The organism is Allomuricauda sp. TY007, assembly GCF_010468565.1.
GTDB lineage: Bacteria > Bacteroidota > Bacteroidia > Flavobacteriales > Flavobacteriaceae > Flagellimonas.
Genome location: NZ_WUEG01000004.1, coordinates 61,880 through 86,241 on the forward strand (window position 1 = coordinate 61,880; position 24,362 = coordinate 86,241).

24 protein-coding genes are annotated in these 24,362 nt (G+C 41.7%); 13 read left to right on the plus strand and 11 right to left on the minus strand.

Annotated elements, in window-relative coordinates; all coding sequences use genetic code 11:
* Positions 1-106: 106 nt before the first annotated feature.
* The 4 genes from gpmI to GO009_RS05130 all read left to right on the plus strand — a co-directional run bounded on the left by gpmI (position 107) and on the right by GO009_RS05130 (position 4,042).
* Entirely contained in the window at positions 107-1,624 is a 1,518-nt protein-coding gene (gene gpmI, locus GO009_RS05115; RefSeq protein WP_163625146.1) for a 2,3-bisphosphoglycerate-independent phosphoglycerate mutase, read from the plus strand.
* Between the two features lie 45 nt (positions 1,625-1,669).
* On the plus strand, positions 1,670-2,488 hold the full coding sequence (map, locus tag GO009_RS05120; protein ID WP_163625147.1) for a type I methionyl aminopeptidase: 819 nt from the start codon (positions 1,670-1,672) through the stop codon (positions 2,486-2,488).
* A 49-nt stretch (positions 2,489-2,537) separates the two neighbouring features.
* Positions 2,538-2,912 (plus strand): GxxExxY protein, encoded by a 375-nt coding sequence (locus GO009_RS05125; RefSeq protein WP_163625148.1) that lies wholly within the window; start codon positions 2,538-2,540, stop codon positions 2,910-2,912.
* A 365-nt stretch (positions 2,913-3,277) separates the two neighbouring features.
* Positions 3,278-4,042, plus strand: coding sequence for a class I SAM-dependent methyltransferase (locus GO009_RS05130; RefSeq protein WP_163625149.1), 765 nt, complete (start codon positions 3,278-3,280; stop codon positions 4,040-4,042).
* Here GO009_RS05130 and GO009_RS05135 read toward each other — a convergent pair whose 3' ends face one another.
* The 8 genes from GO009_RS05135 to GO009_RS05170 all read right to left on the minus strand — a co-directional run bounded on the left by GO009_RS05135 (position 4,043) and on the right by GO009_RS05170 (position 11,575).
* Entirely contained in the window at positions 4,043-5,047 is a 1,005-nt protein-coding gene (locus GO009_RS05135) for an FAD:protein FMN transferase (RefSeq protein WP_163625150.1), read from the minus strand.
* Complete coding sequence (locus GO009_RS05140) at positions 5,048-5,407, minus strand: Na(+)-translocating NADH-quinone reductase subunit F (RefSeq protein WP_163625151.1); 360 nt, start codon at positions 5,405-5,407, stop codon at positions 5,048-5,050.
* 87 nt (positions 5,408-5,494) lie between these two features.
* The gene (gene nqrF, locus GO009_RS05145) at positions 5,495-6,805 is read right to left on the minus strand and encodes an NADH:ubiquinone reductase (Na(+)-transporting) subunit F (protein WP_163625152.1); all 1,311 of its coding nucleotides are present in this window, start codon (positions 6,803-6,805) and stop codon (positions 5,495-5,497) included.
* Between the two features lie 3 nt (positions 6,806-6,808).
* Positions 6,809-7,558, minus strand: a complete 750-nt coding sequence (nqrE, locus tag GO009_RS05150) for an NADH:ubiquinone reductase (Na(+)-transporting) subunit E (protein ID WP_163625153.1) — start codon at positions 7,556-7,558, stop codon at positions 6,809-6,811.
* Between the two features lie 11 nt (positions 7,559-7,569).
* Complete coding sequence (locus GO009_RS05155) at positions 7,570-8,217, minus strand: NADH:ubiquinone reductase (Na(+)-transporting) subunit D (protein ID WP_163625154.1); 648 nt, start codon at positions 8,215-8,217, stop codon at positions 7,570-7,572.
* Position 8,218: 1 nt separating this feature from the next.
* Positions 8,219-8,968 (minus strand): Na(+)-translocating NADH-quinone reductase subunit C, encoded by a 750-nt coding sequence (locus tag GO009_RS05160; protein ID WP_163625155.1) that lies wholly within the window; start codon positions 8,966-8,968, stop codon positions 8,219-8,221.
* Positions 8,969-8,970: 2 nt separating this feature from the next.
* Entirely contained in the window at positions 8,971-10,221 is a 1,251-nt protein-coding gene (locus GO009_RS05165; protein ID WP_163625156.1) for an NADH:ubiquinone reductase (Na(+)-transporting) subunit B, read from the minus strand.
* A gap of 1 nt (position 10,222) precedes the next feature.
* On the minus strand, positions 10,223-11,575 hold the full coding sequence (locus tag GO009_RS05170; protein WP_163625157.1) for a Na(+)-translocating NADH-quinone reductase subunit A: 1,353 nt from the start codon (positions 11,573-11,575) through the stop codon (positions 10,223-10,225).
* Between the two features lie 151 nt (positions 11,576-11,726).
* Here GO009_RS05170 and GO009_RS05175 point away from each other — a divergent pair, with 151 nt between their 5' ends.
* The 6 genes from GO009_RS05175 to GO009_RS17750 all read left to right on the plus strand — a co-directional run bounded on the left by GO009_RS05175 (position 11,727) and on the right by GO009_RS17750 (position 17,459).
* Complete coding sequence (locus GO009_RS05175) at positions 11,727-12,971, plus strand: DUF5103 domain-containing protein (protein WP_163625158.1); 1,245 nt, start codon at positions 11,727-11,729, stop codon at positions 12,969-12,971.
* A 31-nt stretch (positions 12,972-13,002) separates the two neighbouring features.
* Positions 13,003-14,256, plus strand: a complete 1,254-nt coding sequence (locus GO009_RS05180) for a DUF3667 domain-containing protein (RefSeq protein WP_163625159.1) — start codon at positions 13,003-13,005, stop codon at positions 14,254-14,256.
* Positions 14,257-14,261: 5 nt separating this feature from the next.
* On the plus strand, positions 14,262-14,648 hold the full coding sequence (gene apaG / locus GO009_RS05185; protein WP_014033374.1) for a Co2+/Mg2+ efflux protein ApaG: 387 nt from the start codon (positions 14,262-14,264) through the stop codon (positions 14,646-14,648).
* A gap of 72 nt (positions 14,649-14,720) precedes the next feature.
* Positions 14,721-16,349 (plus strand): L-glutamate gamma-semialdehyde dehydrogenase, encoded by a 1,629-nt coding sequence (pruA, locus tag GO009_RS05190; RefSeq protein WP_163625160.1) that lies wholly within the window; start codon positions 14,721-14,723, stop codon positions 16,347-16,349.
* A gap of 74 nt (positions 16,350-16,423) precedes the next feature.
* Positions 16,424-17,188: a creatininase family protein gene (locus tag GO009_RS05195; protein ID WP_163625161.1), complete on the plus strand. Its 765-nt coding sequence runs from the start codon at positions 16,424-16,426 to the stop codon at positions 17,186-17,188.
* 148 nt (positions 17,189-17,336) lie between these two features.
* The gene (locus GO009_RS17750; RefSeq protein WP_262886993.1) at positions 17,337-17,459 is read left to right on the plus strand and encodes a hypothetical protein; all 123 of its coding nucleotides are present in this window, start codon (positions 17,337-17,339) and stop codon (positions 17,457-17,459) included.
* Here GO009_RS17750 and rsmG read toward each other — a convergent pair whose 3' ends face one another.
* Positions 17,460-18,095: a 16S rRNA (guanine(527)-N(7))-methyltransferase RsmG gene (gene rsmG / locus GO009_RS05200; RefSeq protein WP_163625162.1), complete on the minus strand. Its 636-nt coding sequence runs from the start codon at positions 18,093-18,095 to the stop codon at positions 17,460-17,462.
* A gap of 114 nt (positions 18,096-18,209) precedes the next feature.
* On the opposite strand from rsmG, the gene GO009_RS05205 reads away from it, so the two are divergent.
* Both GO009_RS05205 and GO009_RS05210 read left to right on the plus strand, forming a co-directional pair.
* A complete protein-coding gene (locus GO009_RS05205) occupies positions 18,210-19,313 on the plus strand; it encodes an acyl-CoA desaturase (RefSeq protein ID WP_163625163.1) in 1,104 nt (367 codons plus the stop codon).
* 14 nt (positions 19,314-19,327) lie between these two features.
* The gene (locus tag GO009_RS05210; RefSeq protein WP_163625164.1) at positions 19,328-20,512 is read left to right on the plus strand and encodes a pyridoxal phosphate-dependent aminotransferase; all 1,185 of its coding nucleotides are present in this window, start codon (positions 19,328-19,330) and stop codon (positions 20,510-20,512) included.
* 87 nt (positions 20,513-20,599) lie between these two features.
* Here GO009_RS05210 and GO009_RS05215 read toward each other — a convergent pair whose 3' ends face one another.
* Together GO009_RS05215 and trkA are read right to left on the minus strand one after the other, a co-directional pair.
* Complete coding sequence (locus GO009_RS05215; protein ID WP_163625165.1) at positions 20,600-22,090, minus strand: TrkH family potassium uptake protein; 1,491 nt, start codon at positions 22,088-22,090, stop codon at positions 20,600-20,602.
* Positions 22,090-23,439 (minus strand): Trk system potassium transporter TrkA, encoded by a 1,350-nt coding sequence (trkA, locus tag GO009_RS05220; protein WP_163625166.1) that lies wholly within the window; start codon positions 23,437-23,439, stop codon positions 22,090-22,092. Before trkA ends, GO009_RS05215 begins: the two co-directional genes overlap by 1 nt.
* A 194-nt stretch (positions 23,440-23,633) precedes the next feature.
* Here trkA and ubiE point away from each other — a divergent pair, with 194 nt between their 5' ends.
* Entirely contained in the window at positions 23,634-24,362 is a 729-nt protein-coding gene (gene ubiE / locus GO009_RS05225; protein ID WP_163625167.1) for a bifunctional demethylmenaquinone methyltransferase/2-methoxy-6-polyprenyl-1,4-benzoquinol methylase UbiE, read from the plus strand.

Sequence of the window (24,362 nt, forward strand, 5' to 3'; positions counted from 1 at the left end):
TCTTCATTTTTAACATAAAATTATTAACAAGTTCATAATTAGAATTTTAGCAAAAAACTAGGGCATCCAAGCAGATCATTTTATTTTTGTAATTCAATTTTTCACTATGAACAAAAAGGTTATTCTAATGATTTTGGATGGTTGGGGAAAATCTCCAGATCCAAAAGTTTCGGCAATTGAAAAAGCCAACACTCCATTTATTGATTCACTATACACAAAATACCCCAATGCGGATCTGCATACTGACGGAATGAACGTTGGCCTACCCGAGGGACAGATGGGAAACAGTGAGGTAGGACACATGAACCTTGGCGCGGGAAGAATCGTGTACCAAGATTTGGCCAAGATCAACAAAGCCGTAAAAGAAGATACCTTAAAAAAAGAAAAAGTACTCCAAGATGCTTTTGAATATGCCAAAGCCAACAATAAACCGGTCCACTTTTTAGGCTTGGTGAGCGATGGCGGGGTGCATAGCCACATCGACCACCTAAAGGCCTTGATCAAAGCTGCCGACGAAAGCGGCGTGGAAAACGCTTTTGTACACGCTTTTACCGATGGTCGGGATGTAGACCCAAAAAGTGGTAAAGGCTTTTTGGTGGATCTTGATAATTACTGCTCCGACAAAAAGACCCAATTGGCCACAGTTATTGGTAGGTATTACGCCATGGACCGTGACAAAAGATGGGAGCGAGTAAAAATGGCTTATGATGTAGTTGTAAATGCAGCAGGGGAAAAAACACAGCATATTGGCGAGGCCATGCAAAAAAGTTATGATAACGGTGTTACGGATGAATTCATTAAACCGTTGGTTTTGACCGATGCCAATAATGAGCCCCTTGCCAAAATCCAAGATGGGGATGTAATCATCTTCTTCAATTTTAGGACAGACCGTGGCCGTGAGCTGACGCAAGCTTTGAGTCAACAGGATTTCCATGAACAGAACATGCACAAAATGGATCTGTACTATGTTACCATGACGAATTACGATGATTCATTCAAAGGAATCAAAATCATATTCAACAAAGAGAACATAAAAGATACCTTGGGCGAGACCCTTGCCAAAAATGGCAAGAAGCAAATCCGTATTGCCGAAACCGAAAAGTATCCACACGTTACCTTTTTCTTCAACGGAGGGCGTGAAGAGCCTTTTGATGGTGAAGAGCGTATTCTTTGCCCTTCCCCCAAAGTAGCTACCTACGACCTTCAACCCGAAATGAGCGCTTACGACATTCGCGATGCCATTATCCCTGAATTAAAGAAAGGAGAAGCGGACTTTGTATGCCTCAACTTTGCCAATCCGGATATGGTTGGGCACACCGGAGTTATGGAGGCCGCCATAAAAGCCTGTGAAACCGTTGACCAATGTGCCAAAGATGTGATAACCGCTGGCTTGGAAAACGGCTATTCCACCATTGTAATTGCGGATCATGGAAACTGCGACACCATGATAAACCCAGATGGTAGCCCCAACACAGCACACACCACGAACCCAGTTCCACTTATTTTGGTGGACAAGGATGTAAAAGAGGTGAAAAGTGGCGTTTTAGGCGATATCGCTCCTACCATTCTTAAATTATTAGGCGTTCCACAACCAGAATTAATGACCCAAAAACCATTGGTGTAGACAAACATTCCTTAAAATCCCCAGAATCAATTTATCTTTGCGGCTATGATTCAAGTAAAAACAGCTGAAGAAATTGAGTTGATGCGCGAGAGTGCTTTGGTAGTATCCAAAACTTTGGGCCTATTGGCCAAGGAAATAAAGCCCGGTGCCAATCCATTAAAACTGGATAAAATGGCTGAAGAATTTATTCGGGAACAGGGAGCCGTACCTGGCTTTTTGGGCATGTACGACTTTCCAAACACCTTAAACTGGAGTCCAAATGCCCAAGTGGTGCATGGCATACCGGGTACTGAACCCTTAAAGGAAGGCGACATTGTTTCCGTGGATTGTGGAGCCGTTAAAAATGGTTTCCACGGAGACCATGCCTATACTTTTGAAGTGGGTGAAGTTGCGGAAGAAACCAAAAAACTGCTCAAAGTCACCAAAGAATCGCTTTACATAGGCATAAGGGAGTTTAAACTGGGTAACCGCGTAGGTGATGTTGGCTATGCCATTCAAAAATACTGTGAAGACCATGGGTACGGTGTGGTACGTGAATTGGTAGGCCATGGTTTGGGACGGGAACTCCACGAAGACCCACAAATGCCCAACTATGGTAAAAGAGGTCGTGGCAAAAAGTTTGTCAACGGTATGGTTGTCGCTATAGAACCTATGATCAATATGGGTACAAAACGCATAAAACAATTAAAGGATGGTTGGACCATACTTACTGCCGATGGCAAACCAAGTGCACACTTTGAGCACGATGTCGCCCTAGTGGATGGTAAACCTGAACTGCTATCCACCTATCAATATATTTATGATGCCCTGGGCATTACCAGCGATGAAGAGGAAGAATTCCGTAGTAAGAAATTGGTGCTTTAGTGTTCAACAATCTTTATATTGACACGAATTTCACCAATTACTCAAATAAATGTCCCAAATCATTTATAAAAATGAGTCTTACTTTATCATCGGTTTATGCATGGATATTCATAACGAACTTGGTAGAGGATTCAACGAAGCAGTTTATAGCGATGCTCTTGAAATTGAATTAAAATCCAATGGGGTTCCATATCAAAAGGAAGCTAAATTCGATATCATTTACAAAGGCAAAAAGTTAAGGCATCACTACTATGCTGATTTTGTAGTGGATGATAAAATCATTTTAGAACTTAAAGCAGTAGAAAAAATTAGCAGTAATCATATAAAACAAACTTTAAACTATTTGGCAGCATCAAAAATGAAGTTAGGTCTAATTGTAAATTTTGGAGAAGATAGTTTTACCTATAAAAGAGTAGTATTATGATTAGATCAGTGAAAATTTGTGCGATTCGTGTCAGATGCATACAAATATCTTTGACACTAATTGCACTTATTTCCCGAAAATAGATGTCCCAAATCCTATATTAAAATGAGCCCTACTTTGTTATTGGTCTATGTATCCTTATCCATAATGAGCTCAGCAAAGGATTCAGTGAAGCGGTGCCATGTGAAGCAGACTTTGGAGAAGATAGTTTTACCTATAAAAGAGTAGTATTATGATTAGATCAGTGAAAATTTGTGCGATTCGTGTCTAGATAATATAATTCACCTTAATTTTCAGGATTTCAAATTCAATGCTACCCACAAATAATGTGCCTTTATAAGTTTTAGAGAAAACTCATGTAATTCGTGTCAAAACTATTTAAATACTTCCTTAATCTAATTCCCAGACCCTTACTTATCCGATTAAGCTATTGGGTACGCCCATTGATTGCCTTTTCCCTAAAGGGAAACACATATACCGACCCGATTGACGGCAAATCATTCAGGAAATTTTTGCCTTATGGTTATGAGAACCCGAGAGAAAATGTACTTTCCCCTTCTACCCTATCGCTGGAAAGGCATCGATTACTATGGCTGTACCTGAAAAACGAAACAGATTTCTTCACGAAACCACTAAAGCTGCTTCACTTTGCCCCGGAACAAGCCTTTTACAAACGCTTTAAAAAACTGGATAATTTGGATTACACCACCACTGACCTCAATTCGCCTTTGGCGGATGTGAAAGCGGATATCTGCAACCTACCCTTTCAAGATGATTCTTTTGATGTAATCCTATGCAACCACGTTTTGGAACATATTCCCAATCACACCAAGGCCATGCAAGAGCTCTATCGTGTAATGAAACCAGGCGGATGGGGCATATTTCAAATTCCGCAAGACTTAGATCGTGAAAAAACTTTTGAGGATGATTCCATTACCGACAAAAAGGAGCGTGCCCGTATTTTTGGTCAGTATGATCATGTACGGATATACGGACGAGATTATTTTGACAAGCTTCGCAGTATTGGATTTGTAGTTGAAGAGGTGGATTATACAAAAAAGCTTTCAAAGGAAATGGTTGAAAAGTACAGATTGGCGAAAGGTGAAATTATTCCAGTGGTCAAAAAATGATCACTTCTTGATTAAGGCCCCAAAACCCGGCGTAAAAAATTCCTGTGTCTCCCCATTTTCATCCAAATAGATGATGTAGGCTTCCAACTCCTCATGATTTTCAAGCACTTGTTTGGAATCTTCCAAATCCATCGCCATAAAGGTAGTGGCAAACGCATCGGCAACAGCACAAGTTTTTGCCACAACACTTGTGGCCAGCACATTGGAATTTTTGGTATATCCTGTTTTTGGGTTGATGGTATGCACATACTTCTTCCCTGTTTCAGGATCTACCCGAAACTTTCGGTAATTACCAGATGAGGCCATCGCTACATCTTTCAAGGAAACAATTTGTTTTAACTGACGACCGGTTTCCGCCTGTGGATCATCTATACCAACGGACCATTGTTTGCCCGAATCTAGGTTGGTTCCCTTGGCGAGGACCTCTCCTCCAACTTCCACCAAATAGTTTTTGATGCCCTTTTCATCCAGCATGGCTCCCAACCGGTCTATGGCATACCCTTTGGCAACGGCATTAAAATCAAAACGGATAGACGGATGGGCCTTTGTAATGGTATTATCCGCGTTCATCTTTACCTTTTCCCATCCTACGTAACCCAATAAGCTATCCACACGCAAGCTATCGAGCTCTAATTGCTCACCCGGACCAAATCCCCATGCATTGGCCAAAACACCCACAGTGGGGTCAAAATAGCCGTTTGAAGCTTTGTGAACCTTACTTGAAACTTCAAATACCTCTTTGAACATATCATCCACAACAATAGTGGAGTCCCCCGCATTGATCTTGGAAATATCGGATGAGGGAATATAGGTGGACATGGATTGGTTCAGCACTTGAAAAACGGAATCTATCTCCTGTTGATAGTCCAATTCCTCATCAGCAATGTAAATAATGGAATAGGTGGTGCCCAATGCATTGCCCCAATTCTGGTTTTTGACGTGTTCCTTTGGCGTACAGTTTAAAAAAAGTACGACCAATCCTAAAAACAATACTTTATACTTCATTTATATTTCAATTAAACCTTGATAGTCCACTACATATTCTTCATCCAAGTAAAGGGGTTCTGTCCTATCTGATGCATTAGAGAGTCCAACACCTGCAAAATAGGTTCTGGCCTCGAATTTCTCAGCGTGATTCTTTACGGTAAGCATCAATTCTTCATCGTACTCCCTTGGGTTTAGGGGGAATTCCACATTCCTAACCACTATAAAATGCAGCACTTTTTCTTTTAGGCATACATACTGTGGATTCTTTTTGAGCTTGCTGTTAATGGCCATAAATTCAAAACCATCGGCCTCCAGCTCACGCCCTACAATGTTCATGGCCAAATTATGCAGTTCCTGTTCTGTTAATTCTCTTCCCATAGCTAACAAAAAAACCGATGCACGAGCATCGGTTTGGTTTTATTCATACCTCTCGACAATGCTCGAGGTGATAATCAATTTTTGGTTCTATCCACCAAAGTCGTCGAACCTGATATTCTCATCCGGAATACCAAAATCCTCTCCCATTTTCTGAACGGCTTTGTTCATCAAAGGTGGTCCACAGAAATATAGTTCTATATCCTCTGGCGTTTCATGATGGTTTAAATAGTTATCGATAACACAGTTGTGAATAAACCCGACAAAACCATCTCCTTCTTCATCATTGATGTCTTTCTTCACCTTCCAATTGTCCTCTTCCAATGGTTCTGAAAGCGCCATGTAAAACTTGAAGTTGGGGAATTCTTTTTCCAATTGCTTAAAATGGTCGATGTAGAACAACTCCCTTTTGGAACGTCCACCATACCAATAGGTCACTTTTCTATCGGTTTTCAAAGTTTTGAACAAGTGGTACAAGTGCGAACGCATTGGAGCCATTCCGGCACCACCTCCCACGTAAAGCATTTCGGCATCGGATTCATTGATAAAGAACTCACCAAATGGCCCTGAAATGGTCACGGGGTCGCCTTTTTTCAAACTAAAAATATAAGAAGAGGCAATACCTGGATTTACGTCCATCCATCCGTTTTTGGAACGATCCCATGGTGGGGTCGCGATACGGACATTCAACATAATTTCCCTTCCCTCTGCAGGGTAAGAAGCCATGGAATAGGCTCTTTCTTCGGTTTCGGGATTTTTCATGACCAATGGCCATAGGTTGAACTTATCCCACTCCGCTTGAAATTTGTCCGGAGTTTCGTGCTCTTCTGGGTGAGCTGTAATATCGATATCGGAATATTTTACTTCGCAAGGCGGAATCTCAATCTGGATGTATCCTCCTGCTTTGTAGTTCATTTCCTCTGGAATCTCAACTACAAATTCCTTGATGAAAGAGGCCACGTTATAGTTACGCACCACTTTGGCATTCCATTTTTTAATACCGAACACCTCCTCGGGAATGGTAATTTCCATATCCTGCTTTACCTTAACCTGGCAGGCCAAACGAGCGCCCTCGCTCAACTCTTTTTTGGAAAAGTGTGGCGTCTCGGTAGGCAATGCTTCACCCCCACCTGAAAGTACGTGGCATTCGCACTGAATACAGGTTCCACCTCCACCACAAGCGGATGGCAAAAATATTTTTTGGTTACCCAGGGTAGACAACAGGGAGCCTCCCGAGCCTACTTCCAACTCTTTTTCACCATTAATGGTAATCGTTACAGGACCGGATGGGGATAGTTTCTCCTTAGTGAACAGCAATAGTGCCACTAAGACTAACAACAAAACAAGAAATGCTACTACGGTAATTAGAATAGTACCCCCGGTACTTGCGGCTAATATCATCTTCTATCTGTTTATGGCTTCGTTATAAGAGACTGCTTTTTCCTTGTCCTCAATCTCTTTTTTAATTTCTTTTTCTTCTTGGGCTTCTTGGGCCTCAACGGTTGTGTTTTGGGTTTCCTCTGGTGGTTCGTTGTCTCCTGTGAGCATACCTCCAAAGCTTTGGAAACCGATTCCCATTAAACCTGTGATTATAAAAGTGATTCCCAAGCCACGTAGTGGTGCGGGCACGTTGGAATATCTAATCTTTTCGCGAATGGCTGCAATGGTCAAAATAGCTAGGAACCATCCAATTCCTGAACTTACCCCGTAATTCAAGGCCAACCCAATATTTGGGATATCCCTTGTCTGCATAAACAAGGAACCACCCAAGATGGCACAGTTTACCGCAATCAAAGGCAAGAAAATACCCAAGGAGTTGTATAGTGATGGCGAAAATTTCTCTACCACGATCTCCACCAACTGCACCATTGTGGCAATGGTTGCAATAAATAGAATGAACGATAGGAAACTAAGGTCGTAATCGGCGTATTCCGGGCCTAACCAAACCAAGGCTCCATCTTGCAGCAAATATTTATCCAACAACCAGTTTAAGGGCACGGTAACGCCCAATACGAATATTACGGCAGCTCCCAATCCTACAGCTGTAGAAACCTTTTTGGATACGGCCAAGTAGGAACACATTCCCAAAAAGACCGCAAACACCATATTGTCTACGAAGATTGATCTAAAAAATAGTTCTAAATGCTCTAACATGCTTCCTTAGTTTATGCTTCTTCAATTAATGCTCTATTTCTGGAGCGTTGCACCCAAATAATGACTCCCACTACAATCAATGCCGCGGGCGGTATGATCATAAATCCATTGTTTTCGTAGCCAATAGAGTACAATCCAGTTTTTGCGATGGGGTCTCCCAATACTTTTATACCGAACAGGGTTCCCGACCCCAATAGCTCCCTAAAGAAACCTACTATGACCAGAATTAATCCATATCCCAGCGCGTTTCCTATTCCATCAAGAAAAGCTCTGCGGGGGCCGTTTCCTAGTGCAAATGCCTCAAAACGTCCCATAATGATACAGTTAGTGATAATAAGTCCAATAAATACTGATAGGGTTTTACTTAGGTCGTAGGCAAAAGCCTTTAATACTTGATCCACAATGATTACCAAGGCGGCAACCACGACCAACTGTACAATGATCCTAATTTTTGATGGAATAATATTTCGTATGAGCGAAATTACCACATTACCTACTCCCATTACAAACAATACGGATATTGCCATTACCACCGAAGCTTTTAGCTCCGCAGTAATTGCCAAGGCGGAACAGATACCCAACACCTGAATAGTGATAGGGTTGTTGTCCGCTAACGGGTCTTTTATCAGATTTGCATCTTTTTTTGATAGTAGCGCCATATTAATTGGATCTAATAGTTTGTAAATAAGGTTTGTAAAGCTTCAGGCTCTCTTTGATCATTGCGGTTACCCCATTACCCGTAATGGTAGCACCGGCCAAAGCATCTACTGCGTTATCTTCTTTATCGTTGTTCAAAGGATCGTTATTCCCTTTTGCTACGTTAACTCCTGCATAGGTATTGCCATCCATTACAGATTCTCCCTTGAAGTCGTCCATAAAAAAGCGTTGGTTAATGTTAGAACCCAGTCCAGGAGTTTCTCCCTTATGATCAAAAAAGACTCCTTTTATTTCCATATTCTCATCCAAGGAAATATATCCCCAAATCGCGTCCCAAAGTCCTTTACCGTACATAGGGATAATATAGAATTTTTCCCCGTCTTTTTCACCGATCAACAAAGGAAGTTCCGCCTTCTCCCCATTTTTGGCTTTAGCTATTTCTTTCTGTACATCGATTAGGTAGGCATTCTCTTTTTCCACTGCTTCGGAACCTTCCAATACCAATTGGGAAGTTATGAATTTGGAAAATTGCTCTTCAACTGTAGTTGTTGGCACAAAGGAAACATCTCCATCTCCCTCATTTTGATTAACTCCCATGGCATATAGGATGTTTTGTTGCTTTTCGAAGCGCTCGTTCTCATCAATCCTTGGTTTAAGGCCAGATGCAACAAAAGCTAGTAGCGATCCCACAACAATAACCATTAAGACTGCAAAGATTACAGTGTAGCTATTTTTTTCTGTATTGATTGCCATAATTAAGCTGTTTCCGTTTTTAATGAATCAACCTCATCCGATGCTTTTGGATATATGGTTGCTGTCTTAAATCGTTTCAATCTCTTTTTAATGTTGCCTCTTACCACATAGTGATCAATGGTAGGTGCGAATACGTTCATCAACAAGATGGCCAAGAATACACCTTCTGGGTATCCTGGGTTGAACACCCGGATCATTACGGACAGGAATCCGATAAAGAATCCGTAGTACCATTTTCCTTTATTGGTCTGAGCGCCCGTAACAGGGTCGGTTGCCATAAATACGATACCAAAGGCCAAACCTCCTACCAACAAATGTTGCCAGTAAGGGAAACTCATTAAGGTATAGAATTTACTGTATTCAGGAATCAATTGATATTCAACAATTCCATTAAAAATCAATCCCATGGCCAAGGAACCCAACACGGCACTCAACATGATACGCCATGAGGCTATTTTGGAGAAAACCAAGAAAAGGCCACCCAATATAATCAACAAGGTCGATGTTTCCCCAACCGAGCCAGGGATAAATCCGTAGAACATATCGGCCAATGAATAACTATAGTCCGAACCTTGGGCCAATGAGCCAAGGATAGTTTCTCCTGAAATAGCATCTGCAGTTCCAGCTCTTTCCACAGCTTCGTGAACCCATACTTTATCTCCACTCATCCATGTTGGATAGGCGAAGAACAAAAATGCACGTATGGTCAGTGCAGGGTTCAATATATTCATTCCGGTACCACCAAAAACCTCTTTACCGATAACAACACCAAAGGCCACGGCGATGGTCAACATCCAAAGTGGGGTATCTACAGGTACGATCAATGGAACCAACATACCTGTTACCAAATATCCTTCTTCCACTTCATGTCCCTTGATTACGGCGAACAAAAATTCAATGGCCAAACCTACACCGTAGGACACAATTACCAAAGGTAAAATGGTGGTGATCCCTACCAAAAAGTTATCCCATGTTAAAAAGTGCTCGAACAGATCAAAGTTCTCTGGAAAACCATTGATCGCGGAATAGTGTTGATATCCTGCATTGAACATTCCAAAAAGCAAGCAAGGTACCAAGGCCATGATCACGGTGTTCATGGTACGTTTTAAATCGTCTGCAGCCCGAACATGCGACCCAGAATGGGTTGTTTCGTTCGGTGTGTAAAGAAAAGTATGCAGTGCATTAAAGGCAGGGGCCATTTTTTTACCCTGATACTTAAGTTTTAACTGATGTAATTTTTCTTTCATGCCCATATTATCCAAGTTCTTTTTGCAACAAATCCAATCCTTCCCTGATTATTTGTTGGTGCGGTTGTTTTGATATGCATATGAATTCTGTCAAGGAGAAATCCTCGGGAGCCACTTCGTAAAGTCCCAATTGCTCCATTTCATCCAAATCTTTTACCATACAGGCCTTCAAAAGTTGAAGTGGGTATATGTCCAGAGGAAAAACCTCTTCGTACCTACCTGTTACCACAAAAGCCCTGTGCTCTCCATTGGTATTGGTATCCAAATCGTATTTCTTGTTGGGCTGCAGCCAAGAAAAGGTCAATGCCCTTGTAGACGAAATTTTATTGAATACTGGTTTGTTCCACCCAAAAAATTCGTAATCGTCCCCTTCTGGAATCGCAGTAACCGTATTATTGTAAAAGCCAAGATGTCCCTCGGTACTGGTTTTAGTACCTGTAAGCACATCACCGTTTATCAACCTAAACCTATCTTCCTTTACACCACTTGCATATAAAAAAGTAGAGATTTCAGCTCCAATTTTGGTCTTATAGTACTTTGGCTCCTTAATAACAGATCCAGCCAATGCCACAATACGCTCCGCATTGAACTTACCGGTCAACAACAGCTCACCCAACATTACAAGGTCCTGTGGAGACAACGTCCAGACCACTTCACCTTTGTTTACGGGGTCAATCTTATTGATTTGCGTACCCACCAAGCCTGCTGGATGGGGGCCGGAGATTTTGTGCAGTTCTATTCCTTTAATATCATTGAAAGGCGATCTGCTCGATTTTCCGATAGATACATGGATTTTACCCGGTGTAAGCTTGCTAAGACCCATTATCGCTGCTTGAATCTCCTGTTCTTTATCCTTTAGGATAAAGTCAGGGTCTGCTGCCAAGGGCGCCGTAGCGTATGCCGAAACAAATATCGCTTTCGGCGTTGCGCTTGGGTCGGCAATCACATCATAAGGTCTTTGTTTTATGAACGGCCATCCTCCACACTGTAAAAGATAGGATTTAATGGCCTCACCATTTGCCGTATCCAAATCCGGCACCTTATTTATAACATAATTTTGTTCTTTGTCAGCAAGGATCTTTAATGTTAAGATTCTTCTTCTTGCCCCCCTAACAATTTCCACTAGCTCTCCGCTTACCGGGGAAACAAAGTGCATGTCTTCGTTGTTCTTGTTATAAAAGAGGGGTTCGCCCGCTTTTATCTCTTCCCCTTGTTTTATCAACATTTTTGGAGTGATTCCGTGGAAATCATCTAGGTTTAGGGCGTATACGTTACTGGTAACAGCTTTGGAAATAGTCTGCTCTGCCGCCCCGACGAGGTTGATATTCAACCCCTTTCTAATCCGGATGTCTTTAGACATATTGTTGTAGACCTTTTGTTATCAAAATCGGACGCAAATTTAGCACTAAAAGGATTGTTTTCATAATAATTAACCATAAAATTGGGTTTATGCCGAGCTTAATTCCCCAGGCATACTTTTTGTTTACCTTTACCCTAAAATTATGCCCTTGATGCGTTTTACCTTTATATTGACTCTTTTAGGTTTGGCGGCCACTCCGGCTTTTGGACAAGTTATGGTTGAAGTAAATCCACCGGAAAACATAAAATCAGTGGTTTTTAAAGGTCCTACCGAAGATCAATTTCCTGTGATACAACTCGGAGAATCAATGACTTTGGAGTTTGATGACCTCACTGCCAACGAACAAGATTATTATTACAAGATTGTACATTGTGATTACGATTGGACCCCATCCCAATTACTAAAATCCCAATACCTATCCGGGGCGGACAACCAACGAATTATTGACTACGAAAACAGCTATACCACCCTACAGCCCTATTCCAATTACCGGCTCACTATCCCCAACAACAATGTTAAATTAACCGTGAGTGGCAATTTTGTTCTGGAAATCTATAACAGTTATGGTGATCTTCAATTCTCCAGAAGGTTTGTGGTATATCGGGATGCCGTTTCCGTTGCAGGCACTGTAAAAAGATCTCGGGATTTTAACTTCATCAATACAAAGCAGGTGGTACAGTTTACCATCAACACAGCTTCTTTTAACGTGGTCAACCCAAAAAAGGAGGTAAAAGTAGCCATTATACAAAACCATCATTGGCCCACGGCATTATACAACATTAAACCCCAATTCACCATTGGTACGGAGCTGGTTTACAAATACAACGAGGAAACCAGTTTTTTTGGCGGCAACGAATACCTAAACTTCGACACCAAAGACCTTCGCTCCCCCAGCTTTGCCATATCCAATATTGAAATGAGGGATGTGTACCACCATTATTTGTTCACCAACGAATACCGGTACGACAAAGAATACACCTACTTTCCAGATATTAATGGCGATTTTGTGGTTAGGACGCTTCAAGGAGAAGATGTTTCCAGAGAGGCCGAATACTCCAAGGTCCATTTTAGCCTGCCCTATACCAACCAAATAGGGCTCGATAATGTTTATGTGATCGGAAAGTTCAACAATTATGCACTGGGCGATGAGAACAGAATGACATTCAACGAATCCACTGGAAAATTTGAAGCTACTTTAATGATGAAACAGGGCTTTTACAACTATAAGTATGTTGTACAAAGGGAAGATGGTACCATTGAACCCAACCTGGTGAGTGGCAACTTCCACTTTACGGAGAACAACTACCTGATCTTGGTTTATTACAGAGATTTTGGGGACATGCACGATAGTATAATAGGTATAGGGTCCGTAAACTCAAGGAATATCAGTAATTAATTATCTTTAGCCCTAAATCCTTAAAAAAGGTATGGGGAAAAAAGATGGTTTGATCACCAAAGGTCGCTACGAACTAAAGTTTAGGGGCGTAAAATGCCTTAACTGTGGGCACCCGCTTGACATAAGCGACAAGTACTGCCCTAATTGTTCACAGGCCAATAGTACCAAGAAATTAACCCTCAAAGACTTTATCGACGAGTTTTTCTCGGGCCTCATCAATTACGATTCCAAACTTTTAAAAACACTTTCTGCCCTTTTACTCAGACCAGGAAGAATTACAAAGGACTACGTAAATGGCAAAAGGATAACCTACACCAACCCTTTCCGGTTTTTGTTGAGTTTGGCCTTTCTCTATTTTTTGATGTTCACCTACAACTCCAATTTTACCAATCTGGACCAAGCAGCCAAAAATTTTGACGGCAATATTTATGATGGCTCTCCATTTAAATTCGATATGGACTCCGGAGATCTTGAAGTAGACAGTGTTGCCCTCGAAAAGCAATCCAGAAAGGCACAAAAAGCCCTAGATTCCTTAAAAAAGGTAAATCCCGGGGTTTTGGTCGGCATGCAAAAATTTGATTCGATTAAAGCGGAAGACCCCGAGCTTTCCCAGCAATTAAAATACTTGGATTCTTTGGGCGTTTTTGTGAACGGGGCACAACAAAAAGTAAAAAAGAAAGACTCCTTTATGGACGCCGACCCAACGGGATACTTTAAAGATCTCGAAAAAGAATCGGGCATAGGCGGGTTTTCCAAAAAAGTAGAGTTTTTTGGGCATGTGATCAAAAAAGACACCCTTTTTAACTTTGAAGAAGCTGAAACCAGATACAACATAGGCAATACCTGGACCAATAGAATGGCATTTAACTCCGCAAACAGTATTTTAAGGGCAATAAAAGAACCGGGGAGCTGGGTAAATAGTACCATATCCAAACTTCCTTTCGTTATATTTTTCTTTATGCCGGTGTTCACAGTCTTCATTTGGTTGGTTTACATCAGAAAAAATTATACCTACACCGATCATCTTATTTTTAGTTTCCACAATCAGTCCCTCTTGTTTATCTTGCTCATCCTTAGCCTCACATTGGATACCATATTCAATATAAACAGCTCAGGAATCTTTCTGTTGATTTTTGCAATATACCTATACAAGGCCATGCGAAAATTTTACGGACAAGGAAGATTTAAAACCATTGTAAAATACATCTTTCTGAACACGGTATTTATGATCTTGGCCTTTTTTACGATCATTGTCACGTTTGCGGGAAGCGGTTTAACCTATTGATAGTTATGTTTACACAGGTAACCAAAGGAATTAAAATATCGGTACGCACTTCTTTCGAAGGAACTTTCTTTAAAAACTACAAGGTGCACTATGCGTTTGGCTACACCATCACCATAGAGAACCTAAGCAAGGACACTGTTCAGCTCACTGCCAGACACTGGGATGTATTTGACGCCCTCAAGGACATGGAGACCATTGACGGAGAAGGTGTCATTGGCAGAAAACCAGTAATAAAACCGGGCAAATCGCATACGTACAGCTCAGGTTGCCTCTTGGCATCACCCGTAGGAGCCATGCGCGGCCATTATCGCATGGTCAACTTTACCAATGCAGAAGAGTTCGAGGTCGAAATTCCCACGTTTAAGTTTGCAGCGCCCTTCGCCATAAACTAATTGGCATCATTTTATTTTCGGTCCCTGTTTCATTACCTTTGATAGAATTGTACAACTCTAAAAAACATTTCTATGGGAAAAGGATTTTTTCAAGTTCCAACTGCATATAACGAACCTGTACTGAGCTATGCTCCAGGTTCACCTGAACGAGAAGAAGTACTAAAACAATATAACGCATTTTACAATGATAATGTGGACATTCCACTTTACATTGGAAGCGAGGAAATAAAAACGGGCAATACCAAGCCCCTGTCCCCTCCCCACGACCACAAGCATATAATTGGACAATATCACCTTGCCGAGAAAACACACGTTGAAAAGGCCATCGCCAATTGTTTGGAGGCCAGAGATGCTTGGTCCAATTTGACCTGGGAACAACGCTGTGCCATTTTTTTAAAGGCAGCCGAACTAATTGCTGGACCTTACCGTCAAAAAATGAACGCTGCCACCATGTTGGCCCAGTCCAAAAATATTTATCAAGCCGAGATTGATTCTGCCTGCGAGATTGTGGACTTCCTTCGCTTCAACGTAGAATATATGTCCCAGATATACAGCGAACAACCAGAATCTTCCGAAGGAGTATGGAATCGCGTGGAATACCGTCCGCTGGAAGGTTTTGTATATGCCATCACCCCGTTCAACTTCACGGCCATTGCAGGGAATCTTCCCACCAGTGCCGCTATGATGGGCAACGTGGTGGTATGGAAACCAAGCGACAGCCAAATTTATTCCGCAAAAGTGATTGTTGATGTGCTCAAGGAAGCTGGACTGCCCGATGGGGTGATCAACGTAGTTTACGGAGACCCGGTCATGATTTCGGACACGGTGTTGGACAGCCCGGACTTTACTGGAATACATTTTACCGGTTCTACCGATGTTTTTAAAAATCTTTGGAAACAGATCGGAAACAATATCCACAAGTACAAAACATACCCCAGGATTGTTGGCGAAACGGGCGGAAAGGATTTCATAATTGCCCACCCAACAGCAAAACCCCAACAGGTGGCCACAGCCATCAGCAGGGGCGCTTTTGAGTTCCAAGGGCAAAAATGCAGTGCGGCCTCCAGAGTATATCTGCCCAAATCCACTGCCGATGAAATTTTGGAGTTGGTAAAGAAGGACATTGCTTCCTTTAATAAACCAGGTTCTCCAGAGGACATGAGTAATTTTATTACTGCTGTGATCCACGAAGGTTCTTTTGATAAATTGGCTAAATATATTGATAAAGCAAAGTCAGATGACGACGCTGAAGTAATCGCCGGGGGCAATTACGATAAATCCAAAGGATACTTTATTGAACCCACCGTGATTTTGACCACTAATCCAAAGTATGAGACTATGTACACCGAACTCTTTGGCCCCGTGGTCACCGTTTACGTTTATGAGGACAAGGATTGGAGCGAGACTTTAAAGTTAGTGGATGGAACATCGGAGTATGGCTTAACTGGAGCTGTACTGTCCGGAGACCGATACTCTATTGACGAGGCTACGAAAGCTTTGCAGAATGCCGCTGGGAATTTTTACATCAACGACAAGCCCACCGGGGCCGTTGTAGGGCAACAACCTTTTGGCGGTGCAAGGGCATCGGGGACCAACGACAAGGCGGGATCTATGCAAAACCTTCTGAGATGGGTTTCCCCTAGATTGATCAAGGAAACTTTTGTGACCCCAGAGGATTATAGATATCCATTTTTGGGATAAAACAAAAAACACCTATTTTAAAGGCCGTCGTTACAAAATGACGGCTTTTTTGTTTAACCTAACTTAAAACACTCATGCCCAGACCTTATATTTTGGCTGAAACCAACTGGAAACATCTAAAAGACGAATCTATTGACCTTGCCATATTACCTTGGGGCGCCACCGAAGCGCACAACTACCACCTCCCCTATGCAACCGATGTGATCGAAGGCTCGTGCATTGCCGAAGAATCGGCCAAGATTGCTTGGGAACAAGGGAGCAAGATAATTGTATTGCCTACCATTCCCTTTGGGGTGAACACCGGGCAATCCGACATTTACCTGGACATGAACTTAAACCCCAGTACACAATTTGCGATTTTAAAAGATATTCTCACAGTTTTGAATCGTCAGGGTATAAAAAAATTCATGATCCTAAATAGTCATGGCGGCAACAATTGGAAGGCCATTATCAGAGAGTTAGGGCTACTTTTTCCAGATATGTTCCTTTGCGTTACGAATTGGTTCAAACTTGGTAGTGAATCTGGAATGTTTGAGAATCCGGGCGACCATGCCGATGAGATGGAGACCAGCCTTATTCTGCATTTAACCCCTGAATTGGTATTGCCCAAAGAAGATTGGGGAGAAGGCAAGGAATTCAAGAACAAAATAAAGGCCTTTTCCGAAGGATGGGCTTGGACAGAACGTCCTTGGTCCAAAATAAGCGAGGATACCGGTGTAGGTGACCCCAGCAAGGCCAGCAAGGAGAAAGGCGAGGTGTTCTTTAACCTAATCTGTGCCAAAATGGGACAACTTTTTGTTGATATTGCCGAAGCCGACACAAACGACCTGTATAAGTAAACACTTATATATCAACACACGAACAAGAAAGTTATCTCAATAGAAAGCCTCAAAGGAGGTCAACCCACAATTTAAATGTAAAATTAACGTTAACTAATTGTAAATTAAACGTAATCTATTTAATTTTATATTACTAAATCAGTTAGTTATGGCAGTTAGATTCAATACGTGGGTGAAATCGGCGATTAAAAAGTACGAGCAATTATGGCAATATGCCAAGGACTATGCCAGAAAGTGTAGATTGGTATATAAAAGAATGTACAGTATTTGATTACCCCTTAAACTTCTGGGGCAAGTACACTACTTTTTTGGTCTCGAAAAAATCCTCTTCAAAATACTCGTTTAAGTCAAAGATTTGAACAGTTTCATAACCCTTTAACTCTTCCGTAAGGTCTCCACCTTTTAGATAAAGTATGCCATTTTTTCGCTGGTGTGCTGAATCCTTCTTAATTTTTCCCTTGGTCCAGTGCACAAATGTTGGCATCGCAGCCACTGCCCTGCTTACAATAAAATCATATTGTCCGGGAATTTCCTCCACACGGGAGTGATGGGCTTCAACATTCTTCAATCCGAGTCCTTCCACCACCTCATTAACAACTTTTATTTTTTTACCGATTGCATCAACAAGGGTAAATTTTACGTTTGGAAATAAGATGGCCAAGGGAATGCCCGGAAAGCCTCCGCCCGTTCCCACATCCAAGATATGGGCACCTTCGTTAAACACTTGAACCTTTGCTATACCTACAGAATGAAGAACATGGCGCAAATAGAGCTCATCTATATCCTTTCTGGAAACCACATTGATCTTCTGGTTCCAGTCTTGGTACAACGCCTCCAACTTTATGAACTGTTGCTTTTGCTCGTCGTTGAGTGTCGTAAAATATTTAAAGATGAGTTCCGCTTTCATGTTCCAAACGTTATTTTTGTCAAAATTAATACTTTTATAGACCTTAACACCGTTCTAACAAAACGTTGTGACTCTAAAAAAGCATTTTAGTTACCTTTGTAAAAAATATTTTTTATGGATAAAAATACCATCCGGTTTTCAAGAAGAGATTCCGCACAATTTTTTAGGACACTTAACAAGAGAGTAAACGAATACTTCAAAGAAAACAACCTCAAGAAAACCGGTAACTGGAAACTTCACTTGAAAACCATTGTGATGTTTGCCATTTTTTTGACCCCCTACTTTTTGATGTTAACCTTAAACCTCCCTTTCTGGGGCTATTTACTACTTTCCATTACCATGGGCGTTGGAATGGCCGGTGTTGGAATGAACGTAATGCACGATGGAAACCATGGTGCTTACTCCAACAAAAAATGGGTAAACAAACTCATGGGAAGCAGCATCTACATTTTGGCCGGTAATGTTTACAACTGGCAAGTTCAGCACAATGTACTGCACCATACGTACACAAACATACACGAACACGACGAGGACATGGAAGCTGGAAGAATCTTAAGATTCTCCAAACATGCCGAGTGGAGAAAGCATCATAAATTTCAACATTACTATTCCATTTTGCTTTATGGCCTATTGACCTTTAATTGGGCAATAACCACGGATTTCCAACAAATGTACCGTTATATGAAGCGGAAATTAAGCTACGGAAAACTACCCAATCCAGTAATTAACTGGAGCACATTGGTTATAACAAAAGTAATCTATATAACCATTTGGATTGTTCTCCCGTTGGTTTTTGTTGACATTGCCTGGTGGCAAGTATTGCTTGGGTTCTTTATTATGCACTACGTTGCAGGAGTGATTCTGAGTGTGGTTTTCCAATTGGCTCACATTGTGGACCATGCAGAAACCCCACTGCCTGATAAAGAAGGAAACATGAAGAACACTTGGGCCATTCACCAATTGTTCACCACGGTGAATTTTGGTACTAAAAACAGAATTGTAAACTGGTTTACCGGAGGATTGAACCATCAGGTGGAACATCATATCTTCCCGAACATCAGCCACATACATTACACAAATATTTCCAAAATTGTGAAACAGACTGCTCAGGAGTTCAATTTGCCATATCACGAATATAAAACTACCAGAAAAGCTATAATTTCGCACTTCAAACACTTAAAAGAGCTAGGTAAAAAACCTGCGCTTCAATATCAGTAAAAAACGAAGTACCAATGAGCAACCACTTATCTGACAGGATCAAGAACATGTCCACGTCAGCAACTTTGGCCATGGCTGCCAAAGCACGGGAATTACGAAATGAAGGAAAGGATATTATAGGTTTGAGCTTGGGGGAACCCGACTTCAACATTCCTGATTTTATCAAAGATGCCGCAAAGCAGGCCATCGACGAGAATTATAGCAGCTACACCCCTGTTGATGGGTATGCAGAGCTAAAAACCGCAATTTCGAATAAATTCAAAAGAGATAACAATCTTGATTATGGTTTAAACCAAATTGTGGTATCCACGGGAGCGAAGCAATCGCTGTTTAATGTGGCCATGGTGGTTCTTAATCCTGGTGATGAAGTAATTCTGCCCGCTCCATATTGGGTAAGCTACAGCGACATCGTAAAATTGGCCGAAGGAGTTCCCGTAGAGGTTCTTACACAAATCGACACCGATTTTAAAATGACACCCGAGCAATTGGAAGCGGCCATTACACCAAAAACCAAAATGCTTTGGTTCAGTTCACCATGCAATCCCAGTGGTTCGGTGTACAGCAAGGAAGAGTTGGAAGGTTTGGCCGAGGTATTGAAAAAACACCCCAATATTTATGTGGTTTCAGATGAAATCTACGAGCATATCAACTTTGCAGGCGGTCACGTTAGCATTGCCGGTATTGATGGCATGTACGACAGAACCATTACCGTAAACGGCGTATCCAAAGCTTTTGCCATGACGGGATGGCGTATTGGGTATATAGGCGCACCGGAATGGATTGCCAAAGGTTGCACCAAATTACAAGGACAAGTGACCAGTGGTGCCAATGCCATTGCTCAGCGCGCCGTAATCACCGCATTGGAGGCCCCAGTGAGTAAGATCCAGTTTATGATCGACAAGTTCCATGAAAGAAGAGACCTTGTACTTGGGCTTTTGGGAGAAATAGAAGGATTTAACCTCAACGTGCCCGAGGGTGCATTTTATGTTTTCCCCGATATTTCTGATTTCTTTGGAAAAACCTTGAACGGTGTCACTATTAACAATGCTTCAGATTTTTCACTGTATTTGTTGGAGCACGCCAATGTGGCCACAGTTACCGGTGAAGCTTTCGGAAACCCCAATTGCATTCGTATATCCTATGCAGCATCAGAAAAAGAATTGAAAGAAGCCATTGCCCGAATTAAGGCCGTGCTTTAAATATATTAAGATGTCATACTGAACCTGTTTCAGCATCTAACAATTAATCAATTAGAAACCTCTTGTTTACTTCAAGAGGTTTTTTTATTAGGTCTTTTTCCAGAAATATGGGGTAAGCAAAATCAGAACAGTGAACAGCTCCAAACGCCCCAAAAGCATTAAAAAACTACACCACCATTTACCAGCCGCAGGGAGACTGTTATAATTACTGACCGGGTTTAAACTGCCCAAAGCGGGACCTACATTGCCCAGCGAAGAAGCAGAACCCCCAACGGCCGATACAAAATCCAAGCCCAAGAGACCCAGCACCAACGAACCTATAATAAAGAGCAGCATATACAGTACAAAAAAAGCTATCACATTGTAAACAATATGCTCTGTAACTGTTTTTTGATTGTACCGAACAGGTATGATGGCATTTGGGTGCAAGGTCCTCTTAAATTCCAAAATACCATTTTTGATAATCAATAGGTGTCGCATAACCTTGATCCCTCCTGCTGTTGAACCCGCCGAGCCTCCGAGGAACATTAAACCAAAAAAGAAAACGGTCAAAAATGGGGTCCAAGAGGTAAAATCCGCAGAAACAAAACCCGTTGTGGTAATCACTGCAACCACCTGAAACAAACCGTGCCTAATGGTACTTTCCACTTCTCCCAGTACCATTGGATGAAAATCAGATATAGGCACATCTGCCCTAAAATAAATACCCAAGGCAACAACAATGGTAAAAACAACCACAAAACCAAGATAGTACTTGAACTCTTCATCCTTTAGGATGCGTTGTACCTTTCCTGTCAACGCAAAATAGCTGAGCACAAAATTACTCCCCGCCAAAAACATAAAAAGAATAACAATGTATTGAATCAAAGGTTGATCGTTCCAAAAGGCCAAACTCGCATTTTTGGTGGAAAACCCTCCTGTTGACATAGTGGCCAATGCGTGGTTAATGGCATCAAAAAAAGTCATCCCAGCCAATTTTAGCAACAGGGCTTCCAGCACTGTATATCCAAAATAAATCAACCAAAGTCTCTTAGCCGTATCGGTAATTCTTGGGTGAAGTTTATCCCCGCCAGGCCCAGGCGCTTCTGCGGCGAACAATTGCATGCCACCTATACCCAAAAGCGGTAAAATGGCAATGGCAAGTACAATAATTCCCATACCCCCAATCCAATGGGTAAGGCTCCGCCAGAGCAAAATTCCTTCGGGCAAGGCTTCTATATCATCTAATATTGAAGCTCCCGTAGTGGTGTAACCCGACATGGTTTCAAAAAAAGCATCGGTAATGGAGGGTATTGCTCCGGAAAAAAGATAGGGCAACATCCCAGAAATAGACATTACGATCCATCCGAATGTCACCACGATATATCCTTCTTTCTTTTGGACCTCCTTTTTATGGCCCCGTGTGTAGAACATGGCCATCATTCCAAAAAGCATGGTCACAATGGCAGCCAACATAATTTCCATGGTGGCACCATCTTTATATATGCCACTGGCAATTGCCGCTAAAAGCATAAAAGAACCATTGCAAAGCAACAACAGCCCCAAGATATGGATAATGATTCGTGTATTGAGCTTCATTATAGGAACAGCTTTTCTATCCTTGGTATGGCTTTGGGCAAGCAGCAAACCACTACCTTGTCACCTTTGGCAATCCTAAAATCACCCAACGCAATAATTCCCTCTCCGTTCCGTATAACACCACCGATACTTGCCTCTCTAGGGAAATTAAGCTCCCTGATCAACTCACCATTTACCAAGGATGTAGCCTTTACTTCAAACTCTAAAATTTCTGCATTTAAATTGTTGAGACGGGTCAAGGCGAGCACCTCCCCTTTTCGGATATACCTAAAAATGCTGTTGGCGGCAAGGAGTTTTTTATTGATGAGGGTATCCACACCGATGGAGTGGGACAATTGAAAATAGTCCATATTCTCTACCAATGCAATGGTTTTTTTGATTTTTTTGCTCTTGGCTACCAAACAGGACATGATATTGGTTTCAGAGTTCCCGGTAACGGCAATAAAGGCGTCCATGGACTCAAGGTTTTCTTCTTCCAAAAGTTCAACATTACGCCCATCCCCGTTTATTACAAGGGCATGGGGCAGTTCATCCGCAATATCAAATGCTTTCTCCTTGTTCTTTTCAATCAGTTTTACATTGAATTTTTTATTGCAGAGGTCCCTTGCCGTTTTGTAACCCACTTTACTGCCCCCAAGAATCATCACATTTTTAATGTCCTGTTTCTGCATTCCCGAAAGCTTGTACAACTCTTCCACTCCCTTATCCGAAGTGATGAAATACACCTGATCGCCTTCTTTAAAAACGGTATCACCCCTTGGAATCAAAGTAAATTGGGTTCCTTTTCGCTGCAGTGCAATGGGCATAAAATTGAGTTCTGGAAAAATTCGGGCAGCTTCTTTCACCATTTTACCCACAAAAGGTGCGGTTTTGGGCAGTATTACCCCGAACATGGTCAACAATCCTTCTTCAAACTGGTAGGTATCGTTAAAGGCGGATTGATTGAGCATTAACTGGATTTCCATAGCCGCCAAACGCTCTGGGGAAATCAATTCATCAATTCCCAATTGTTCAAACTTGATAATATCTCGATTGTCCATGAATTCCGTATTGGAAATCCTGGCCATGGTTCGTTTGCAGCCCAATTGTTTTGCAAGTACACAAAGGGTCAAGTTGGTAGTTTCCGATGCTGTTACCGCGATTACAAGATCAGAGCCATCGACTTGCGCATCTTGCAATACTTGGATAGATGTAGCATCGCCCCGAAGCACCCGAATATCCAAATGATTGTCCGCATACGATAATCTTTCCTTATCGGTATCGATCAAAGTAATTTCCTGTGCTTCGTAGGACAATAATTTAGCCAAATGAAATCCAACTTCACCAGCACCTGCAATAATGATTCTCATTGATTAGAATAGGATGTGTTCTTAAATAACCTCAGTTTGCACGCTGCAAACAATACTGGTAACGGTATGCAATACGTAAACTCCATACTTTTAACCAAATACGGGAAATAAATCCCTTTGGAGGGCAAAATTACATAAATAATTTTGTCTTCATCCCTTAAGCTAAGTTGTATATTTGCCACCAAATTTAAGCGATGTCGAAAAAGGTGACGCCCTATAAAGAATCCGAGCTTGGCAAAAAAGATCAGGTTAGGCAAATGTTCGATAATATATCTGGAAATTACGACGGTCTTAACCGCGTTATTTCCTTTGGAACCGATGTTAAGTGGCGTAAGCGCATCGTAGCTTTTTTAAAGGACAAATCGCCAAATTCCATTTTGGACATTGCCACCGGCACAGGCGATCTTGCCATTGCCATGGCTAATACCGGGGCCAAAAAAATTGTTGGTCTGGACCTATCTCCCGGCATGTTGGAAGTGGGCAAAACCAAAGTATCCAACAAAAAATTGCAGGATACCATTGAAATGGTGGTGGGAGACAGCGAAAACCTCCCATTTGATGACAATTCCTTTGATGCGATCACCGTTGCCTTTGGGGTAAGAAATTTTGAAAATCTGGAAAAAGGATTGGAAGAAATTTATCGGGTACTAAAACCAAAGGGACATTTTGTAGTTCTCGAAACTTCCGTCCCCACCAAAACCCCTTTTAAACAAGGATATAAAATATATACAAAGTATGTTTTGCCCACTATAGGCAAACTTTTTTCCAAGGACAGGTCGGCCTACAAATATTTGAGTGAATCGGCATCTGTTTTCCCTCATGGTGAGGCTTTCAACAATATTTTGAAGAAAATTGGGTTTATAGGAGTAGAGAACAAACCACAGACCATGGGTGTAGCATCCATTTATGTCGCTTCAAAATAG